Source organism: Cupriavidus sp. FW306-1B-F12B (assembly GCF_058781795.1).
Map to the genome: position 1 here is coordinate 166,221 of NZ_JBYSXC010000004.1, position 19,899 is coordinate 186,119.

General features: G+C 69.5%; 14 protein-coding genes. 6 read left to right on the plus strand and 8 right to left on the minus strand.

What is annotated here, in order from left to right; translation table 11 throughout:
* The first annotated feature begins 15 nt into the window (after positions 1–15).
* Complete coding sequence (locus tag AC3WLE_RS08985) at positions 16–786, plus strand: class I SAM-dependent methyltransferase (protein WP_492357432.1); 771 nt, start codon at positions 16–18, stop codon at positions 784–786.
* A gap of 2 nt (positions 787–788) precedes the next feature.
* Here AC3WLE_RS08985 and AC3WLE_RS08990 read toward each other — a convergent pair whose 3' ends face one another.
* Positions 789–1,157 (minus strand): helix-turn-helix domain-containing protein, encoded by a 369-nt coding sequence (locus AC3WLE_RS08990; RefSeq protein WP_492318435.1) that lies wholly within the window; start codon positions 1,155–1,157, stop codon positions 789–791.
* Positions 1,158–1,318: 161 nt separating this feature from the next.
* Positions 1,319–1,552 carry an IclR family transcriptional regulator gene (locus AC3WLE_RS08995; protein ID WP_492318436.1) on the minus strand — a complete coding sequence of 78 codons (234 nt, stop codon included), beginning with the start codon at positions 1,550–1,552 and terminating at the stop codon, positions 1,319–1,321.
* 447 nt (positions 1,553–1,999) lie between these two features.
* On the opposite strand from AC3WLE_RS08995, the gene AC3WLE_RS09000 reads away from it, so the two are divergent.
* Together AC3WLE_RS09000 and AC3WLE_RS09005 are read left to right on the plus strand one after the other, a co-directional pair.
* Entirely contained in the window at positions 2,000–2,749 is a 750-nt protein-coding gene (locus tag AC3WLE_RS09000) for an IclR family transcriptional regulator (protein ID WP_492357433.1), read from the plus strand.
* Between the two features lie 212 nt (positions 2,750–2,961).
* A complete protein-coding gene (locus AC3WLE_RS09005; RefSeq protein ID WP_454751066.1) occupies positions 2,962–4,215 on the plus strand; it encodes a GGDEF domain-containing protein in 1,254 nt (417 codons plus the stop codon).
* A 5-nt stretch (positions 4,216–4,220) separates the two neighbouring features.
* On the opposite strand, the gene AC3WLE_RS09010 is transcribed toward AC3WLE_RS09005, so the two are convergent.
* Together AC3WLE_RS09010 and AC3WLE_RS09015 are read right to left on the minus strand one after the other, a co-directional pair.
* Entirely contained in the window at positions 4,221–5,096 is an 876-nt protein-coding gene (locus AC3WLE_RS09010) for a citryl-CoA lyase (protein ID WP_492357434.1), read from the minus strand.
* Complete coding sequence (locus tag AC3WLE_RS09015) at positions 5,093–6,292, minus strand: CaiB/BaiF CoA transferase family protein (RefSeq protein WP_492318439.1); 1,200 nt, start codon at positions 6,290–6,292, stop codon at positions 5,093–5,095. Before AC3WLE_RS09015 ends, AC3WLE_RS09010 begins: the two co-directional genes overlap by 4 nt.
* 172 nt (positions 6,293–6,464) lie before the next feature.
* On the opposite strand from AC3WLE_RS09015, the gene AC3WLE_RS09020 reads away from it, so the two are divergent.
* The gene (locus AC3WLE_RS09020) at positions 6,465–7,721 is read left to right on the plus strand and encodes an Hsp70 family protein (protein ID WP_492318440.1); all 1,257 of its coding nucleotides are present in this window, start codon (positions 6,465–6,467) and stop codon (positions 7,719–7,721) included.
* A 92-nt stretch (positions 7,722–7,813) separates the two neighbouring features.
* Here the strand turns inward: AC3WLE_RS09020 and AC3WLE_RS09025 are convergent, their stop codons facing one another.
* The 4 genes from AC3WLE_RS09025 to AC3WLE_RS09040 all read right to left on the minus strand — a co-directional run bounded on the left by AC3WLE_RS09025 (position 7,814) and on the right by AC3WLE_RS09040 (position 11,881).
* Positions 7,814–8,506: a phosphorylase gene (locus tag AC3WLE_RS09025; protein WP_492318441.1), complete on the minus strand. Its 693-nt coding sequence runs from the start codon at positions 8,504–8,506 to the stop codon at positions 7,814–7,816.
* Complete coding sequence (gene shc, locus AC3WLE_RS09030) at positions 8,503–10,521, minus strand: squalene--hopene cyclase (RefSeq protein ID WP_492357435.1); 2,019 nt, start codon at positions 10,519–10,521, stop codon at positions 8,503–8,505. The genes AC3WLE_RS09025 and shc overlap by 4 nt, the downstream gene beginning before the upstream one ends.
* 59 nt (positions 10,522–10,580) lie before the next feature.
* A complete protein-coding gene (gene hpnD, locus AC3WLE_RS09035) occupies positions 10,581–11,450 on the minus strand; it encodes a presqualene diphosphate synthase HpnD (protein WP_492357436.1) in 870 nt (289 codons plus the stop codon).
* A 227-nt stretch (positions 11,451–11,677) separates the two neighbouring features.
* Positions 11,678–11,881 carry a cold-shock protein gene (locus tag AC3WLE_RS09040; RefSeq protein ID WP_010810931.1) on the minus strand — a complete coding sequence of 68 codons (204 nt, stop codon included), beginning with the start codon at positions 11,879–11,881 and terminating at the stop codon, positions 11,678–11,680.
* Between the two features lie 1,011 nt (positions 11,882–12,892).
* Between AC3WLE_RS09040 and AC3WLE_RS09045 the strand changes: the two genes are divergently transcribed.
* Positions 12,893–15,799, plus strand: a complete 2,907-nt coding sequence (locus tag AC3WLE_RS09045) for a bifunctional glycoside hydrolase/polysaccharide deacetylase family protein (RefSeq protein WP_492318444.1) — start codon at positions 12,893–12,895, stop codon at positions 15,797–15,799.
* Entirely contained in the window at positions 15,762–19,844 is a 4,083-nt protein-coding gene (locus tag AC3WLE_RS09050; RefSeq protein WP_492357437.1) for a tetratricopeptide repeat protein, read from the plus strand. Before AC3WLE_RS09045 ends, AC3WLE_RS09050 begins: the two co-directional genes overlap by 38 nt.
* The last annotated feature ends 55 nt before the right edge of the window (positions 19,845–19,899 follow it).

Genomic DNA, 19,899 nt, shown 5'->3' on the forward strand with positions numbered 1-19,899 from the left:
AACCGGAGCCCGCCCATGATCGCCATCCATCAGGCCGCCGCACAGGGATTCGCCAGCCAGGCCGATACTTACGCGCGCGGACGCCCCGAATATCCCGCTGAAATCGACGCCTGGCTGCGCGGCACGCTGGGCCTGCGCGCAGGCCGCGCCGTGCTGGACCTGGGCGCTGGCACCGGCAAGTTCACGCGCCGGCTGGGGGAGACCGGGGCGACGGTGATCGCGGTCGAACCGGTGGCGCAGATGCGCGCTCAGCTGGCCGTGGCGCTGCCGTCGGTGCAGGCGCTGGAAGGCAGTGCCGAGGCCATTCCGCTGGCCGATGCCAGCGTCGATGCCGTGGTCTGCGCGCAGGCCTTCCACTGGTTTGCCAATGCGGGCGCGATGGCGGAAATCGGCCGCGTGCTGCGCCCTGGCGGCCGGCTCGGGCTGGTATGGAACGTGCGCGATGAAAGCGTGGACTGGGTGGCGCAGCTGACGGCCATCATGACGCCGTACGAAGGCGACGCGCCGCGCTTCTACAAGGGCGAATGGAAGCGGGTCTTTCCCGCCGGGGGCTTCGGGCCGCTGGCGCTGCAGCGCCTGCCCTACACGCATGTGGGGGCGCCGCAGCAGGTGATCGTGGACCGGGTGATGTCGGTGAGCTTCATTGCCGCGCTGCCGGCGGCGGAGCAGGCCCGCGTGCGCGCACGGCTGGAGGCGGTCATCGACGGACATCCCGCGCTGGCGGGCCGTGCCGAGGTTGCCTTCCCTTATCGCACCGAGGCCTATTGCTGCGAACGGCTGGCCTGACGCTATATCGTCGCCTGCCGCACCCAGAATGCGGCGCCGTGGCGTGCAATGGCGCCGGGCTCGGGTTCCCGGGCCGCCGCGGCACGCCGGCTGGCACGGATGCCGGCCTCGATCTGATCCCAGATGGCCAGCATGGCGACGACCTTGGGCAGTGCGGTCACGCCCGTGGATGTCGGCAGCCAGTCCGGGCTGCAAGTCCTGAACAGCGGCTTGCCGAGCGCGGCCTCGAGGCCGCGGATGTGGTAGTGCAGCCTTTGCGGATGGATGCGCAGCGCTTGCGCGGCGCGGACGGCATCACGGTGCTGCATCACTGCGACATAGGCGCGCAACGACAGGAAGCTGACGCGCCGGTTGCTGGATGGGTAAGCCATGGCTGGGCCGTGGCCGGGGCATGCTTGGCAGTTGACTGAAAGCACGGTGCCCGGCGAATCGAAAGGAAATCGATCGTAGCGGGACGCAGGCAGGCTGGAGGGTGCGGTTTTTCGAAATGATCCGGGGAAATTTCTGCAATGTGGGGTGGCGCGCGCCGGGCTCAGTGCATCGGCAAATGGCCGATCGCGGTCAGTGCCTGCACCACCTCGGGCGACAGGCGGCGTTCCCTGCATGGCACGCCCGCGGTCTCGAGCGTGGTCCAGAGGTCTGCGTCGCCGGTGACGATACGCTGCCGCAGCTGGGCCAGGTATGTGTACTCCGCGGAAGTCAGCGGGCGCGGGGCACTACGCAGGTCATCCAGGATGGCGCCAAGCGAGAGAGCGGGAACGGTCATACCAGGGTCGGGAAAAGCACGGCGGTGAGACATTGCAGCGAGGGTACGGAAAGCAGCGCAGGGATTGCGCGAAGGTCAGCAACACATGATTTTATCCACCCCGTGCAGCGGCTGCTGAATCAAAAGCAGGTAACTTTCCCTCTAATTCCGCTTGCAAACCGGGGAGTGGCGAGTACGCGCAAGCAATGTGGCGCATGCGGTAGCCGAGGGGGCGGCGAAGGCGCTTTGGCGGCGCCCCGGGCGGCGGCAGGTGCCGGCCACGGTGTTGCAGAAAAACGCCAGCGCGCCGGCCGGATACGCGAATGCATGCGGCATCTGTTGCGCGACCTCGCCGGACGTGTGCCGGGCCATTGACACGCGGCAGGGCGGATTGACAAGCGGGGGTGCGTTCTATACGTTGGCGCATCGTTCCGTCATCCGGTCCAACCAGGATCGCCGCCGTCAGCCATGCCACGCAAAGCCGCACAGGTTTCAGAAGCCGACAAGCACGCCGCCGCGGGCGGCGCCATCGCCGTGGACCGGGCGCTGTTCGTGCTGTCGGTGTTCCGTCTCGGCGATACCGCGCTGGGGCTGGCCGAGCTGGCGCAGCGCAGCGGCCTGTACAAGAGCACGCTGCTGCGCTTGCTGGCGTCGCTTGAGCACGCCGGGCTAGTGCGGCGCCAGTCCGACGGGCGCTATGGCCTGGGCCCCGAGGTGGCGCGGCTCAATGCCGTCTACGCCGCGTCGTTCTCATTGGAGGCGGTGGTGATGCCGGCGCTGCGCGAGCTGGTGCGCATCACGCGTGAAAGCGCGGCCTTCCATGTCGAGCAGGGCGAGCACCGGCTGTGCCTGTACCGCGTCGATTCGCCGCAGCCGGTGCGCGACCATGTCCGCGCCGGCGAACTGCTGCCGCGCGACCGGGGCGCCGGCGCGCGCGTGCTGCGCGCCTTTGCCGGCGAGTCCGGCACGCTCTACGAGCGCATCCGGCACGAGGGCGTGGCGGCACTGGTGGGCGACCGCAGCCCCGATCTTGCCGGGGTGTCGGCGCCGGTGTTCGGTCCCGGCGATGTGCTGTGCGGCGCGCTGACGCTGACCTGCCCGGCCTCGCGCTACCGTGAAGGCTTCCGCGTCGATGTGCTGCATGCGGCGCGCGCGCTGACCCAAGCGCTGGGCGGCTCCTTTCCGGACAGCATTGCGGACAACGCCCCCGCGGGCTGAGCCGCCGGGCTTGTGTGTGCCGCCGGCCCGACCCGGCTTGTCGGGGGTGCCACGGGCCTGCATGCGCGGGCTATCATGCGGCTGGCATTGAAAACAACGCACGTCACATTTTGTGAAAACAAGTGCGAGAGATGCCTGCATCGCGCCCCTGTGGCCCGATGCCCGCCGCTCGATATGACGGCGCGGCAGACGGCATCCTTGAGGAAATCCCCGTGCACCTGGACCAGCAGACCATTGCGGTGGTGATGATGGTGTTTTTTTGCAGCACGCTGATTATTGCGGCGGGGCTGGTGTTCGCGCTGCGCGCGAGCGAGGCGGGGCGGCTGTGGGCGTTCGGGCACGTGCTGGTGTCGGCCGCGGGCCTGGCGCTGGCCATCAGCGCGGCCAGCGGCACCGGCCAGCTGGGCACGCTGGGAGCGTTGGCGTTCGTGGCTGGCTGGCTGCTGATCTACCGCGGCGTGCGGGTCTATTACGGCGTGCCGGCCCATCCCGCGGCGCTGGCCGCCGCGGGTGTGATCGGGCTTGGCCTGATCGCGGCCACCAGCGGCATGCCCGACGGGCAGCAGGTGGTGCTGCGCATCGTCTACGGCCTGCTGGCGCTGGTCTCGCTGGCCACCTTTGCCACGCTGGCGCGTGCCGGGCGCGGGCGCCGCAGCATCGGCGCGCCGCTGGTGCTGGTGGCCAGCCTGGTGCATCTGGCCACGCAGCTGGCCGGCTTCAGCCATGCCATGAACCTGCCCGTGGCGGGCGGTGCGGGCGCCGCGCCGCTGACGCTGTTCTTTGCCGGCCCGGCCGGCTCGGCCTGGCTGCTGGCGCCGCTGATGGCCACGCTGCTGGGCCTGTTCGGCTTTACCGTGATGGCGATGGAGCAGATCGTCGCGCACAACGAAAGCGGCGCGCGCGTGGATGCCCTGACCGGGCTGCTCAACCGCGGGGCGCTGGAGATGTCGGCACTGTCGCTGGTGGCGCGCTGGCAGCGCGACGGGCAGGCGCTGTCCTGCCTGGTGATCGACATCGATTATTTCAAGCAGGTCAACGATACCTTCGGCCATCACGCCGGCGACGCCGTGCTGCGCGAAGTCGCGCATGCGCTGGACAACTCGCGCCGCGCCTCGGACGTGGCCGGGCGCTACGGTGGCGAAGAGTTCTGCATCCTGTGCCCGCATACCGACGAGCAGCAGGCCTCGGCGCTGGCCAACCGCATCCTGCGCAAGGTGCGCGCGATTGAACTGCCCGCCGGGCGCGGCCATGCCAGCGTCAGCATTGGCGTGGCGCAGCTGCGCGGCGGCCCGGGCAGCAAGGAAGCGCTGTGGCGCCTGCTGTTTGCCGATGCCGACCGCGCCCTCTACCACGCCAAGGAACATGGGCGCGACCGCTACGTGCTGGCCTCGTCCATGGCGGCGCCGGCGGCCGCGAGTGCATCGCCGGCGCCGCTGCTGGAGCCAGAGCCCGACCTGGCCGGCTGAACCGGTTATGCCTGCCGGCCAGGCTCCGGCACGTCGCGCTGCGGCGCACCGTCATAGGTCCACAGGAACTGGCGCGGCATCGGGCCCTTGTTGCGCCCGCCCTCGCAGGTCTGCTCCCAGGCATGCGCCAGGATGCCGACCGAGCGCGACAGGCAGAACAGCCCCCGCGCCAGCGGTGCGGCAAAGCCCAGCTCGGCATAGATCACCGCGGTGGCGCCATCGATATTCATCGGGATGGGCTTGCCGCGGCCGGCACCCAGCGCCGCCTCGACCGCGCGCGCGATCCCCGCGTAGCACCCGCTGACCACGCCGTCGGCCGCGGCCTGGTCGACCAGCGCCAGCAGCCGCGGCGCACGCGGGTCGACCGGGTGGAAACGGTGGCCAAAGCCGGCAATGAACTTGCCGTGCAGGTCGCGGTAGTGCCGCAGCGCGGCGGTGACGGCGTCGTCCATGGCGCCGCCCGCATCCAGCCGCTGCGCCACGTCCTGGTACAGCGCCACCGCCTGTTCGCCGGCGCCGCCATGCACGTCGCCCAGCACGTTGACGGCGGAAGCCATGGCGTTGTTCAGCCCCACGCCGCAGGTGGCCGCCATGCGCGCGATGGCAATGCTGGGCGCCTGCGGGCCGTGGTCGACCGCGGCCATCAGCGCCACGTCCAGCAGCTCGCCCTGGCCGGGGCCGGGCAGCTCGCCGCGCAGCATCAGCCAGATCATCTGCGCAAACGAGACCCGGCCGATCAGTTGTTCGATCGGGTAGCCGCGGTAGCGGATCTCGCCCGGGCGCATGTCGATGATGCCGGTGCGCCACCAGTCCTGCGACAGGCGCTGGCCCGGGTCCATGGCGTCATCCCGGGGCTGGCCGCTGGTTTCGATGCCGCTCATATCGCGCGCTCCTCGCTCAGTTGGTCGATGTCCGTATCGCTGTAGCCAAGGCTGGCCAGCACCTGCCGCGTATGCTGGCCCAGCTCCGGCGGCGGCGTGTCCACGGCCGGGGCCTCGCGGTTGAGCTTGAAGCCAGTGCGCACCACGCGGATATCGCGGCCCACGCCGGGCGCATCGGCAAACTCGCCGATCATGCCGCGCTCGCGCACCTGCGGATGCGCCAGCGACTGCGGCACGTCCAGCACCGGGCCGGCGGGCACGCCGGCGTCGGTCAGCAGCGGCCACCATTCGGTGGCCGGCTTCTTCGCCAGTTCCGCTTCCAGCGCCTGTGTCAGTTCGCCCCGGTTGGCCAGGCGCGCCTGGCGCTGCGCGAAGCGCGGGTCGGCGGCCAGCTCGGGGCGGCCCAGCACGCGGCACACGGCTTCAAACTGTTCCTGCTTGTTGGCGGCGATATTGAGCAGCCCGTCCGCGGTGCGGAAAGTGCCCGAAGGGCTGGCGGTCATGTTCTCGTTGCCCATCGGCGCCGGCACCTTGCCGGCGATCAGGTGGTTGGACACCACCCAGCCCATGGTGGCCAGCGTGGCTTCCAGCATCGATACGTCGATGAAATAGCCTTCGGTGCGCTGGTGGTCCGCCAGCGCCGCCGCCACCGCCAGCGCCGCGGTCAGCCCGCCGATGGTGTCCGAGACCGGATAGCCGACCCGCAACGGTGCGCTCTGCGCATCGCCGGTAATGCTCATCACGCCGGCCATGCCCTGGATGATCTGGTCATAGGCCGGCAGCCCGGCCAGCGGCCCGTCCTGGCCAAAGCCCGAGATCGCGCAGTAGATCAGGCGCGGGTTGTCCTGCTTCAGGGTCTCGTAGCCCAGCCCGAGCCGGTCCATCACGCCGGGGCGGAAGTTCTCCACCAGCACGTCGGCGCTTTGCACCAGCTTGCGGAACACCTCCTTGCCGCGCGCGTGCTTCAGGTTGAGGGTGACCGACTGCTTGCCTGGGTTCTGGGCCAGGAACGACACGCCCATCAGGCGCTGGTTCAGCTCGGCATCGGCGCCCAGCTGCCGGGCCAGGTCGCCGGTGCCGGGGGTTTCCACCTTGATGACTTCGGCGCCCAGGTGGGCAAGCTGGTGGCAGCAGAACGGCCCGGCCAGCACATTGGTCAGGTCGAGCACGCGGATATGGCGCAGGGGCTTTTTCATGTTCTGTACAACAGAATGATGATCTTTAACAGAGAACATGCGGAGGATAGGAGCCGCGTTTGGGCGTGTCAAGCCGGGCGCCTGGCCGGCACCTGCCATACAATGGCGCCCCGTCCGCGCGGCCTGCTGGCGCGCGGGCCTTTTTAGTGGTGTCTTGCAGGAAACGGAATCAATGATGTCAAACGCATGCGGCCTGGACTTCGGCACGTCCAACTCAACGGTCGGCTGGAGCCATCCGGCGCGGCCGGCGGCGCTGCTGCCGCTGGAGGACGGCAAGGTGACGCTGCCCTCGGTGATCTTCTTCCACGCGGAGGATCCGCTGGTCAGCTATGGCCGCGCCGCGCTGGGCGATTACCTGGCCGGCTATGAAGGCCGGCTGATGCGTTCGCTCAAGAGCCTGCTGGGCACCTCGATGATGGACGACAGCACCGAGGTGATGGGCCAGGCGATGCCGTTCCGCAAGCTGCTGGCGCACTTCATCCGCGAGCTGAAGACGCGTGCCGAGCAGGCCGCCGGCACGGAGTTTTCGCGCGCCGTGCTGGGCCGCCCGGTATTCTTCATCGACGAGAACCCGGCCGCCGACCAGCTCGCCGAAGACACCCTGGCCGAGATCGCGCGCGACGCGGGTTTCGGCGAGATCGCGTTCCAGTACGAGCCGATCGCCGCGGCCTTCGACTACGAGGCCCGGATCACGGGTGAGGAACTGGTGCTGGTGGCCGACATCGGCGGCGGCACCTCGGACTTCTCGCTGGTGCGCCTGTCGCCCGAGCGCGCCGCGCGCAGCGACCGGCGCGACGACATCCTGGCCAATGGCGGCGTGCATATCGGCGGCACCGACTTCGACCGCGCGCTCAGCCTGGCGCGCGCAATGCCGCTGCTGGGCCTGGGCAGCGCGCTGCGCAACGGCAAGGCGATGCCGTCCAGCCAGTATTTCGACCTGGCCAGCTGGCACACCATCAACCTGGTCTATACGCGCAAGGCGTGGTCGCTGGTGATGGACAACTACCGCGACGCGGCCGATACGGTGAAGCTCGACCGCCTGGTGCGGCTGATCCGCGAGCGCGCCGGGCACTGGCTGGCGATCCAGGTGGAAGCCGCCAAGATCGCCTTGTCCGACGCCGGCAGCACCGACGTGGACCTGCACCGGCTGGAGCAGGGGCTGACGCTGACCATCACGCGCGACGAGTTCGATGCGTCGATCGACAAGCTGGTGGTGAAGACCGAGCAGACCGTGCAGAAGCTGCTGGTGGATGCCGGCGTGGATGGCGCCGCGGTCGATACCATCTTTTTCACCGGCGGCTCCAGCAGCGTGCCGCTGCTGCGGCAGCGGCTGGCGGCGCTGTTGCCGCAAGCGCGTTGCGTGGAAGGGGACCGGTTCGGCAGCATCGGCAGCGGGCTGGCGCTGGATGCGGTGAGGAAGTTTGGGTGAGGGGCAGGCTACCGGTTGCCGTTGGAGTTTAGCGGCCTGCTTGTTTGCTCCCTTCTCCCGCCTGCGGGAGAGGGAGCATTTCATCGGCCAGTTCAGGTGTCAGCTTGCTGCGTCCGCACATCGCGCAAGCCGTATTCGTCCCCCAGCGCCAGCCGGGCCGCCCGCAGCGCGCCGCGCGCGGCCGCGGCATCGCCCGCCAGCCGCATCAGCGCCGGCAGTTCCCACGGCGCCCGCAAGAGCCCGCCCAGCACCGCGCCCACATCGGTCTTGCCATCTTCACCCATGCCCGCCGCCGCGGCAGCTGGGACCGCGCGGCTGGCCGGGTCGATCACCACGCGGCAGGCCGCGAACGGCAGCCGGCAAGCCGCCGCCATGCGCGCGGCGAGGTGCGATTCCATGTCGACGCAGAGCGCCCCCGTGGCCCGGTGCAGCATCTGCTTGGCGGCGACCGAAAGCACCGGCTGGTCCGCGCCGGCAAGTATCCCGACCCTGGCATGCGGCAGCGCCGCGTGCATCGCCCGGGTCCAGGTCATGTCGGTGTCGTAGCGTTCGACGGCCGCGCACACCGAGTCCGCCAGCACGAGGGCGCCCGGCGCCAGCGCGGGATCCAGCCCGCCCGCCACGCCAAAGCTGAGGATACCCATGCAGTGCCGGCTTGCCATCGCGGAAACGCCTTGTTCCAGTGCAAGTCCGCGCAGGCCGTGCACCACGCGGCAATGCGGGCCGGCGGCGATGCGCGCCTCGAACGCCATGCCGGTGACGACCAGCACGAAAGGTGCCGTCACAGCCCCCACGACACCTGGTGCGCGCCGCCGCGCTGCAGGTTGCGGTAGCGCGCCAGCGCCCACAGCGGGAAGTAGCGCGCATAGCCGTGATAGCGCAGGTAGAACACGCGCGGAAAGCCCACCGCGGTGAAGCGTGGCTCATGCCACAGGCCGCCGGATTGCTGCGTGCGCAGCAGGTAGTCGATGCCGCGCGCCACCGCGGCGTGCTGCGCGGCGCCGGCTGCCATCAGCGCCAGCAGCGCCCACGCGGTCTGCGAGGCCACGCTGGGCGCGGGCTCGTAGCCGCGGTAGTCGAGCCGGTAGCTGCTGCCGTCCTCGCCCCAGCCGCCGTCGGCGTTCTGGATCTGCTCGAGCCACGCCACGGCGCGGCGCATCTCGGGGGCTTCCGGTGCCAGGCCCGCCGCGTTCAGCGCGCACAGCGCGCTCCAGCTGCCATAGATATAGTTGGTGCCCCAGCGGCCGAACCAGCTGCCGTCGGGCATCTGCTCGGCCAGCAGGTAGCGCAGCGCGCGCGCGGCGGGTTCGCTCTTGCCCGGCGTGGCGCCGATCTGGCACAGCATCGACAGGCAGCGCGCGGACACGTCCGCGGTGGGCGGGTCCAGCAGCGCGCCATGGTCGGCAAAGGGGATGTTGTTCAGGTAGAGATGCGTGTTCTCGGGCTCGAACGCGCCCCAGCCGCCATCGCCGCCCTGCATGCCGACGATCCACTCGGCGGCGCGCGCCACGGCTTCGTCATAGCGGCCCGGCATATCGTGGGCGCGCATGTAGCGGTTCATCGCGGCGGCCACCACGGCGGTGTCGTCCACGTCCGGGTAATAGGCATTGGCGTACTGGAAGGCCCAGCCGCCGGGGCGCACCAGCGGGCGGCGCACGGCCCAGTCGCCGCGCACGTCCAGCACCTGCAGCGGCCTGAGCCAGTCCAGGCCGCGCCCGGCCGCGGCCGTCGCGCGCGCCTCGCCGGTTTCCAGCAGCGCGTGCGCGGCCAGCGCTGTATCCCACACCGGCGACAGGCACGGCTGGCAATAGGCTTCGTCGCCGTGCTCGACCAGCAGCCGCTCGACGGATTGCCGCGCCAGCGCGCGCGCCGGGTCGTCGGGCGGCACGCCCAGCACGTCGAACATCATCACGCTGTTGGCCATTGCCGGGAAGATGGCGCCCAGGCCGTCCTCGCCGTTGAGCCGCTCATGCACGAAGGCCTGCGCCGCGGCAATGGCGCACCGGCGCAGCGTGCGCGGGAAGAGCGGCTCGGTCACGCGCAGCAGCGCGTCCAGGCCGCGGAACACCGTGTACCAGCCGGCGTGCTGGTGCGCCGCGCGCGGCGGCAGCCCCACCGTATGGCAGTTGCCGACGAACAGCTCATTGATGCCGACCCCGCGCGGGTTGCGCGCCTGCGGGCGCAGGCTGTTCAGCACCAGCAGCGGCACGATCACCGTGCGCGCCCAGTACGAGACCTTGGACAGGTGGAACGGAAACCACTGCGGCAGCAGCATGATCTCGACCGGCATCATCGGCACCGCCGACCATGGCATCACGCCATACAGGGCCAGCAGCGTGCGCGTGAATACATTGCTGGCCTCGGCGCCGCCCAGCGCGTGGACGGCCCGGCGCGCGCGCTGCATGTGCGCGGCCTGGGGGTCGTCGCCGGCCATCTTCAGCGCGAAATAGGCCTTTACGCTGGCGCTGACGTCGGAGCGGCCTTCATGGAACAGCGGCCAGCCGCCATCGGGATTCTGGATGCGGCGCAGGTAGCGGGCCAGGCGGGCTTCAAGCTCCAGGTCCGGGGCTTCGCCGAGGTAGTGCACCATCAGCACGTATTCGGCGGGAATGGTGGCGTCGGCTTCCAGTTCGCAGACCCAGTGGCCGTCGGGGCGCTGCTGATGCAGCAGCGCGTCGATTGCGCGGCCGATGCCGTGCTCCAATGCCTGCGCGGTGTCGCGCGGCGCGGGGCTGTCGCCCGCGCTGGCCGCCGCGATCCGTGGCACTGCCGTGGCAAAGGCGGTCTCGTTCATCGACATGCAGACTCCTTGTGCCGGCGCACGGCGCGGCCGCGCCCGGCATGCATCGGGTGCAGCGCTCAGCCAATGGCGTGGCGCAGCAAGATCCAGAGCAATTGGGCGCGCGGCAGGCGCACGCGCCGGCGCGGCGCGCGCCAGCCCTGCGTGCGCAGCCGCGCCAGGATGCGGTGGTAGACCTCGGCCATGATGCGCGGCGAGCGCACCTGCCGCGACGGGCAGCGCGCCATGATGGCGTAGGCCTGGTCGTAGTGCGCCTGGGCCTCGCGCGCCACGGCCGCGCAGGCCTGGCCGACGGCGGGGTGGGCCACCACGGCCTGGGGCGTGTCCGCGCCGATGCCGGCCGCGGCCAGCGCTTCTGCCGGCAGGTAGAGCCGGCCGATGGCGGCGTCTTCGTCGATATCGCGCAGGATATTGGTCAGCTGCAGCGCGCGGCCCAGGTGGTGCGCGAGCGCGATGCCGCACGCTTCTTCCAGGCCGAACACGCGCACCGCCAGCCGGCCGACAGCGCTGGCGACGCGATCGCAATACAGGTCGAGGGTGGCCGCGTCGGGGGCGCGGATGTCCTGCACCACGTCCATGGTCATGCCGTCGATCACGGCAAGGAAATCCTGCTGCTGCAGGTGGAAGGCGCGGATCTGCGCGCTCAGCGGCTGCAGGGCGCGAGGCGGATTGCCGGTGTAGCAGGCGGCGATGTCGTGGCGCCAGGCATCGAGTGCGGCAAGGCGCTCGGCGTGCGGTGCGTTGCCGTCGGCGATGTCGTCGACCGCGCGGCAGAACGCATAGATCTCGAACATGGCCTGGCGCTGCGCTGGCGGCAGGATGCGCAGCGCGGCATGGAAGGAACTGCCGGCCGAGGCCGCCGGGCCCGCCTGGCTGCCGTGGTCGGCGGCGACAGGGGTGTCTTGCGTTGCGATTTGAGTACCGGCCACGTAACTCCTCGACACGCTGCATACCGTCCCGCACTGATCGCGCAGCATCCGTGCGCGCCCACTGGCGGGAGGGCGGTTGTGGGTCGGCCGATTATAGCAATTTCACCCGTCGCAAGATTGCCGCAGCGGCGGCCCCGGTGCCGGCGCGCCAATAAAAAAGCCCCGCGCCGAAGCTGCGGGGCTTTCCTTCCGGCCGGTCCGCTGGACCGGCCCGGCATCCACCGGTATCAGAGGGCCTGAATCTTGGTGGCTTGCTCGCCCTTCTGGCCCATGGCCTTGACGTAGCGTACCTTCTGGCCTTCCTTCAACGACTTGAAGCCATTGCCTTCGATTGCGGAGAAGTGCGCGAACAGATCGTTGCCGCCTTCATCCGGCGTGATGAAGCCGAAGCCCTTGGCGTCGTTGAACCACTTAACGGTACCGGTTTCCATATCTATCTCAACCTTGAATTTCAAAATGAGCGAAAACGCTCGTTATACACCGTGTGCAACGCACCCAGCGGATCCTTTTTATGTTCCCCGCCAGCGCATTCCAGATGACTTCGATATGTCGCTGTCGTGACAACCGAAAACGTCACGGAACGACAACACCAAAAGACACACCGCATGGGCGCTGCACAAGTGGGAATCATTCTGCCGAATTTTCCCGGCGTGTCAATCAGGCTAAGCGCCTAATCATGATGAGAGGTTCCGATAGGAGATATTAGCGTTTTCTACTTCGGCTTCAGTTCAGTGAATTCCCTGATTTTTTTATCGTGGGTTTGGTTGTGCGTGCACCGCCAGCGAGCGCGATGCCACGCCGCCGTGCATAATGGCTCTCGTCCGGTGCATGGGCGTGCCATCTTTTTTACAAATTCTTACGGCGCCCAATCCCTACCGCGTTCGGGGGAAGCCGGCGCGGCCCGGATATATCATTATGCTGACAATAAAGGCCAGGCCGGTGGCCGCGCTCGCGTCGTGCACAGACATACATGAGCGCGCCCACTGTATGCGGGCCCATACATAAAAGTTCTGAACGGGGAATCCATCATGGTGTTTCAAACCTAGCTGTCCGGAATTTCGGTTGCGGACAGCGTCACCACCCGTCGCGCACGGGGCCTGGACTGTTTCCGTTGTTTGCATTTGAGCCGAGCCGCGCCCGCCGTACGCCCGTACCGCAAGCGCGGCTGACGCGCGCCCGCAGCACGGTGGCGCGTTAACGCGCGAGCCGGCTCAATGTCTCAGTGTTGGGACAATTGTTGACAATGTGATCCATGCGTCTGTCCTAGCATTCGTTTCCGGATACCATCAGATTTTTCCGATTCTGAGATCCACAGTCGGACACAAGGCGGCAGCGACCGCCTCAGAGAATGTCGTGCGTGAGGCACTTGCCGGCGTGCGCAGACAAGAGGAAGCAAGCCTGTGAAGCAGCTGGAGGAAGCACAAGGGAACCGGGGCGGCCGCATGCCGTTCCGATCGGGGTGGGTAGGGATGCGCATGGCGCAGCGGGTGCAAGGCATCGCGCTGGCGCTGGCCCTCGGGGCGGCGACGGCTGCGGCCGCGCCGGCGCCCGCGGCGCAGGCGCCATCCATGCCGTCGATCGCCTTGCACTACGGCGCCAAGCCGCCGGTTGACGCTCTGCAAGCCTTCGACATCGCCGTGGTCGAGCCCGACAGCGGCTTCGACCCGCGCCAGGCGGCGACGCCGGCCACGGCCTGGTTTGCCTATGTCAGCGTCGGCGAGGTGCTGGAGAGCCGCGCCTACTTCAAGGACATCCCCAAGGCCTGGTTCGTCGGGCGCAATGACGCCTGGAACGCGCCGGTCATCGACCAGGCAGCCGACGGCTGGCCCGCCTTCTATGTGGACAAGGTGATCGCGCCGCTGTGGCAGCGCGGCTTCCGCGGCTTTTTCCTCGATACCCTCGATTCCTACCAGCTTGCCGCCAGGACCGACGCCGAGCGCGCACGGCAGGAAGCGGGGCTGGTGCGCGTGATCCGCGCCATCAAGGCGCGCTACCCCGAGGCGCGCCTGGTCTTCAACCGCGGCTTCGAGATCCTGCCGCAGGTGCATGACCTGGCCTATGCCGTTGCCTTCGAGTCGCTGTTCCGCGGCTGGAACCAGGCCCAGGGCCGCTATGTCGACGTTGCGCAGGCTGACCGCGACTGGCTGCTGGCGCAGGCGCGCACCATCCGCGAGCAATACCGCCTGCCGGTGATCTCGATCGACTATTGTCCGCCGGCTGACCGCCGCTGCGCACGCGAAACCGCGCAGCGCATCCGCGCGCTGGGGATCACGCCCTATGTGGCCGATCCCGGGCTGCAGACGGTCGGCATCGGCAAGGTCGAGGTGCTGCCCCGGCGCGTGCTGGTGGTGCAGGAGCGCCGCCCCGGGGTGTCGATCGACGATTCTGAGGGTGTGCGCTTTGTCTCGATGCCGCTCAACTACCTTGGCTATCGCGTGGATTTCGCCGAGACCAGCGAGGACCTGCCCGAGATCGGGCCGGACCGCTACGCCGGCGTGGTGGTGTACCTGTCAGGCAATGTCACGGCGCAGCCGGGACGCTTCCATGCCTGGGTGCAGGCGCGCATGGCGCAGGGCATGCCGGTGGTGTTCCTCAACGACTTCGGCACCAGCGTTAGCGGCGCGGTGGCGCGCAGCTTCGGGCTGAAGGCAGTCAAGGGCCGCGTGTCGGGCCCGGTCGAGGTGCTGGCCAAGGACCGGATGATGGGCTTCGAGATGCCGGTGGCGCCCGACCGCACCCAGGCCGAAGCGATCCAGGTGCCGGACGGCGCCGGCTACCGTTCGCTGCTGCGCCTGCGTTCGGGCACGCTGACCTATGACGCCGCCGCGATCACGCCGTGGGGCGGCTATGTGCTGGGGCCGTACGCGGTGCGCCAGAGCGGCAACGGCAACGGCCAGAGCCGCTGGGTGGTGCAGCCGCTGGACTTCCTGCGCGAGGCGCTGCGCCTGCCCGCCATGCCCGTGCCCGATGTCACCACCGAGAACGGCCGGCGCCTGCTGACCATCCATATCGACGGCGACGGCTTTGCCTCGCGCGCCGAGATTCCCGGCGGCGGCTTCTCCGGCGAGGTGCTGTTCCGCGAGATCTTCGACCGCTACCGGCTGCCGATGACGATGTCGGTGATCCAGGGCGAAGTCAGCAAGGACGGCATGTACCCCAGGCTGAGCGCCGAGCTTGAGCCGATCGCGCGCAAGATCTTCGCGCAGCCCTATGTCGAGGTGGCCAGCCATACCTTCTCGCATCCGTTCGAGTGGTCGCGCACGGTGCCGGCACAGCCAGGGCAGCCAACGCAATCCAGCGGCGCCGCCGTGGTCGAGGGCGACGAGGCCTTCCACCTGAGCATCCCCGGCTACAGCATGGACCTGAACCGCGAGATCGGCGGCTCCATCGACTACATCAACCGCACGCTGGCGCCGGCCGGCAAGCCGGTCAGCATGCTGCTGTGGTCGGGAGACTGCCAGCCGCCGGCCGAGGCGCTGCGGCTCACCGAGAAGGCGCGCGTGCTCAACATGAACGGCGGCGATACGCTGATCACGCGCAGCAACCCGAGCTGGACCGCGATCGCGCCGCTGGGCATCAACAAGCCCGGCGGCACCTTCCAGGTGTTTGCGCCCAACCAGAACGAGAACGTCTACACCAACCTCTGGCACGGCCCGTTCTATGGCTTCGAGCGCGTGATCGAGACCTACGAGCTGACCGACAAGCCTTATCGCTTCAAGCCGGTCAACATCTACTACCACAGCTATTCGGGCACCAAGGCCGCGTCGCTGAAGGCGCTGCGCAAGGTCTATGACTATGTGCTGGCGCAGCCGCTGCTGCCGCTGCACTCGACCGACTACGTGCGCAAGGTGCTCGACTGGCAGGACATGGCCGTGGCGCGGGACGTGGGCGATGGCCAGCCGGGCGGCACCGGTGCCGAATGGATCGTGCGCGGCGACGGCAACCTGCGCAACCTGCGCTGGAGCGGCGCCGGCATGCCTGACGTGGGCGCGGCGCATGGCGTGACCGGCACCTCGCCGGCACCGGGCGGCGGCGTCTACCTGCACCTGGATGGCGGCGATGCGCGCTTCGCCGTGCGCGACACAGTCACCGCCCCGGCCGCGCCGCAGCTGGCCGAAGCCAACGGCATCGTGCGCGACTGGTCGCAGCGCGATGGCGTCACGCGCTTCGCCTTCAGCGGCTATTTCAAGCCATTCTTCCGTCTTGCCAACGCCGGCAACTGCCGTGTGAGCGTCGATGGCAAGCCCGTACAGGCCGTCCGCGAGCGCAACACGCTGCGCGTGGATACCGCACCCGTCACCGATCCGAACCATGCCAGGCAACAAGTCGAAGTCCGCTGCGCCGGTTGAGCGCGAGCGGCTGCTGCCGCCGGCGCTGGTGCTGACTTTCACCGCGATGGTGGGGATCGGCCTGGCGCTGATGTTCCCGCGCGAGACCCTGCGCGAGCGCCTGCTGGGCCAGGGCCGCACCATCGACGGGCTGACCATGGCCTACCTGGAAGCCTGGTGGAAGGTCACGCCCGACGACCCCGGTTTCATGGGCGTGCTGGCCGAACAATACGCGCGCACCGGCCGGCTGGAAGAGGCGCAGGCCATGCTGGCGCGCATGCAGGCGGTGCAGGGCACCGACCTGTCGGGCCAGATCCTGCGCACGCGCATCGAGATCGCGCAGCAGCGCGCCTGGGCCGCGCTGCCGGATACGCCCGAGCGCGAACAGAACCTGGTGCAGCTGCGCAGCCTGCTGGACCAGGCTGCCGCGCGCAGCTGGGGGCTGGCCGACCTGCAAACGCTGGCCACACAGTCGCGCCAGGCCGGCGCCCAGGACGCGATGCGCAAGTTCTATGCGGCGCTGGCCAGCCAGGACCGCAACAACGCGGCCTTCTGGAACCGCCAGCTGGCCGACATGGCGATCGCGGGCGGCGACTATCGCAACGCTGCCAACGCCTTGTTCGCGCAGCAGGCGGCCGCCACCACGCTGGCCGAGCGGCGCGCGCTGTTCCTGAAGGCGGTGCAGACGCTGCAGTCAGGCAACCTGCTGGACGAAGCGCTGGCGCAGGCCGAGCGCCACGGCGGCAAGCTGCTGGACGATCCGGAGGTGCTGCGCTACCTGACGAAGCTGGCGCTGGCGGCCAACAAGCCGGAGCAGGCCAGCCGCTATGTCGAGCGGCTGCTGAAGGTCTCGGCGCGCACGCGCGATGCCGGCCCGGCGGCGCTGGCCGCACGCCAGGCCGAGGCGCGGCGCATCGCCGCCAGCCAGCCGTGGGCCGAGCGCGGCCTGGTCTTCCTCGACGGGCCGCGCGGCCTGGCCTTGCGTGAAGCGCTGGCCGCTTCCGGCCAGCTGGGTACGCGCAAGATTGCGGCGCAAGCTGCTGCGCCCGCGCAGGCGCCGGCGGAGCCAGCCGACAAGCCGTTCAACGCCGACGACTACGAACTCGCCTATCGCGTGTTCCTGTCGGCCGGCAAGCTCGACCAGGCGCAGCGCGTGGCCGAGACCGCGGTGCGCCGGCTGCCGGGCGAGGCGATCTGGCGCGAACGGCTGGCGCAGGTGGCCGAATGGAACCGCCAGCCGGCCGTGGCCCTGAGGAGCTGGCTCGACTATGCCCGCGCCACCAACGACGAGCGCGCGTGGGATGCAGTGATGCGGCTCGCCCCGGGCCTGTCCGACGATCGCGCCTACCTGGCCGCGCTGCGCCACCGCGCGGGCGGCTCGGACCTGAAGACCGTGGACGAGGTGGTGGCCGCCTACGAACGCCTGGGCGAGCCGGAAGAGGCCATGCGCTTCCTCGAAGGCCTGAGCCACGGCCCCAGGGCGCGCGAAATCTTGGAACGTCACGCCGCCCTGGCCGAGCGCGCCGGCAAGGACGAGCGCGCGTTCCAGATCTATACGCAGCTGCAGCAGCGCTTCGGCCCGCGCCCCGCCTATGCGCTGAAGCTCGCCAACCTGCTCTATGTGCGCGGCAAGCTGGCGCAGGCGCTGGACGCCATGCTGCCGGCGCGTGCCACGGCCGGGAAGGATGACATCCTCTACTGGCGCACCTTTACCGAGCTGGCGCGGCTGAACCAGCGCGACGACCTGCTCAAGGACGGCTATCGCCAGCTGATGCTGGCGGCGGCGCAGACACAGGACGAGCACTGCATGGAGATGCCGGCGGGCCCGGCGCGCAACGACTGCCTGGACGAAGTCCGCGACACGCAGGAGGCGGATTTCTCCAACCTGATCGCCTACTACGACAAGACCCCGATCGACGCCGGGCGCATCGCCGAGGCCGACTGGCGCCGCGGCGGCAAGCCGGAATCGCTGGAACTGGCGCTGTACTACTACACGCGTGCCCACGCCTACCGGCGTATCGGGCGCCTGTTGCAGGACATGACGCCCGAGCAGCGCCAGGCGGCAGCGCAGTCGAGCCGCTTCCTGATGCGGCGCGCGGAGTACTACCGCGTGACCGGCCAGCGCGACCAGGCCCTGGCCGACCTGCGCCGCGCCGCGGGCCTGCGCGATGCCGACAGCGAAACGCTGGCGGCGCTGCTGTGGATGCTGGTCGACCAGGGCAGCGATACCGAGGTGCGCGCGGTGATGCGCCGCGTCAAGGACGACGCGGAAGACAACCCCGACCTGTGGGGCGCCTTTGCCGCGGGCCATATGCGTTTCCAGGACGGGCGCGCGGCCATGCACTACCTGCGCAAGCTCAACGACGGCAAGAGCGCCGACCCGCTCTGGCTCAGCCTGATGGCCGATGCCTATGAAGCCATCGGCCAGACCGACATGGCCTGGCGCGTGCGCCGCCAGGCCTGGATCGACCTGCATCACGGCTGGTCCCAGCGCGGGGTGCGCTATGCCCGGCTGGGGCCCGACAACACCGACGGCGACGAAGAGTACGAGAACGAGTCCGGCGCGCCTTCGCGCGCGGACCTGCGCCGCCAGACCGTGGCGCTGGGGCAGATCTTTGCCTCGGGCGAGGTCTCGCGCGCGCTGGTGATCCAGATGCTGCGCGCGGACCGCGCTTCCACGGCGGCGCGCGAACTGGTGCCGCCGCAGGCGGGCGCGCCGTCGCAGCTGGGCGAGGTGGCCGGGCTGCCGCCGCTGCGCGAGCCCGCGTCGGCGGAGGTCGCACGCAATGCGGCCCGCCGCGATGCCGCGCTGTCCGCTGCCGGGCGCGATGCCGCGCTGGCATGGGCGATGTCGGCGGAATCCAACGAGCTGGCGCGAAGCTGGCTGGCCCGCCAGTACGTCAACCGGCTGCAGCGACCGGCCTATGCCGAGGTGGCGATCGCGCTGGACCGGCAGGACATGAACAGCGTTGACCGCATCCTGGAGCGCCAGGCCGGCCGCGTGCCGGTGGCCAACCAGATCGAGGCCAACCAGCGCCTGGACCGCATCAGCAGCGCGCAGACGCTGGCCTTCGAGACCCAGGAACGGGCCCGTTCCAACGACACGCTGCAGGACACCCTGCAGGAGACGCTGCTCTACAACGCCCAGGCGATCGAGCCGCGCGTGAGCTTCATGCACCAGAAGCCGCTGGAGTACACCGAAGGCAGCCTCGCGGGCGGCGTGCGCCTGTGGGACGGGTATGACCTGAACCTGCGCGGCACCTGGCGCGACCAGCGCAGCACCGATCCGCAGCAGCTGGTGAACGTGCCGTCGTCCGACCGGCGCGCCGACCTGTCGCTGGGCTATCGCGACAACAGCAAGCGCTGGCGTGCCACGGCAGGCTACCGCGAGGGACTGGACACAATGGCGACCGCGCGCTTCTTCGGCGAGTGGAACCAGCAGGGCCGGCTGCAGTTCAGCACGCTGGCCGGGCTGAACCAGCCGGCCGATGAATCGGCGCCGCTGCGCGTGGGCGGGGCCAAGGACGTCGTGGGGCTGGGCGCAACCTGGCGCTTCGGCCTGCGCGAGTTCGTCGGCGCGCGCATCGAGTACAGCAGCTTCCGCGGGCAGGACCGCAGCGCGCTCGGGCATGGCATGGTCTATGACGTCGAGGCCGGCTACAAGATCCGCACCTCGTATCCGGACTACACCGTGCGCGTGGTCGGCACGCATGCCAACTACAGCGCCAACGGCGGCAGCCTGACGCCGCGCATGGCGTCGCTGGTGCCGGTCGGCGACGAAGCCACGCCGGCGTTCTACATGCCGCAGGGCTTTACGCAGGCCGGCGTGCTGTTCGGCTTCGGCACTGAGCTGCTGGACGAGTACACACGCAAGTGGCGGCCGTTCGGTGAAGTGGGGCTGCTGCGCGACACGCGCGCACGGCAGAACTTCCGCGTGCAGGGCGGGGTGGCCGGATCGGTATTCGGCAATGACCACCTGGCGCTGTATATCTCGCACGAGACCGCGGCGCGCAACGGTGGCAGGCCGCTGACGGAACTGGGAATGCGCTATCGCTGGCTGTACTGAGCCGGCGGCAGCGGATGGCAGGGATCGGGTAACAACAGGACATGGAAAAGGGGAT

Bases quoted from the DNA above. Each gene is read 5' to 3' on its own strand.
- AC3WLE_RS09020 (WP_492318440.1), top strand. From the start codon at position 6,465: ATGATGTCAAACGCATGCGGCCTGGACTTCGGCACGTCCAACTCAACG.
- AC3WLE_RS09045 (WP_492318444.1), top strand. From the start codon at position 12,893: ATGCCGTTCCGATCGGGGTGGGTAGGGATGCGCATGGCGCAGCGGGTG.
- AC3WLE_RS08990 (WP_492318435.1), bottom strand. From the start codon at position 1,157: ATGGCTTACCCATCCAGCAACCGGCGCGTCAGCTTCCTGTCGTTGCGC.
- AC3WLE_RS09015 (WP_492318439.1), bottom strand. From the start codon at position 6,292: ATGAAAAAGCCCCTGCGCCATATCCGCGTGCTCGACCTGACCAATGTG.
- AC3WLE_RS09010 (WP_492357434.1), bottom strand. From the start codon at position 5,096: ATGAGCGGCATCGAAACCAGCGGCCAGCCCCGGGATGACGCCATGGAC.
- AC3WLE_RS09040 (WP_010810931.1), bottom strand. From the start codon at position 11,881: ATGGAAACCGGTACCGTTAAGTGGTTCAACGACGCCAAGGGCTTCGGC.
- shc (WP_492357435.1), bottom strand. From the start codon at position 10,521: ATGTCGATGAACGAGACCGCCTTTGCCACGGCAGTGCCACGGATCGCG.
- AC3WLE_RS09050 (WP_492357437.1), top strand. From the start codon at position 15,762: ATGCCAGGCAACAAGTCGAAGTCCGCTGCGCCGGTTGAGCGCGAGCGG.
- AC3WLE_RS08995 (WP_492318436.1), bottom strand. From the start codon at position 1,552: ATGACCGTTCCCGCTCTCTCGCTTGGCGCCATCCTGGATGACCTGCGT.
- AC3WLE_RS08985 (WP_492357432.1), top strand. From the start codon at position 16: ATGATCGCCATCCATCAGGCCGCCGCACAGGGATTCGCCAGCCAGGCC.
- AC3WLE_RS09000 (WP_492357433.1), top strand. From the start codon at position 2,000: ATGCCACGCAAAGCCGCACAGGTTTCAGAAGCCGACAAGCACGCCGCC.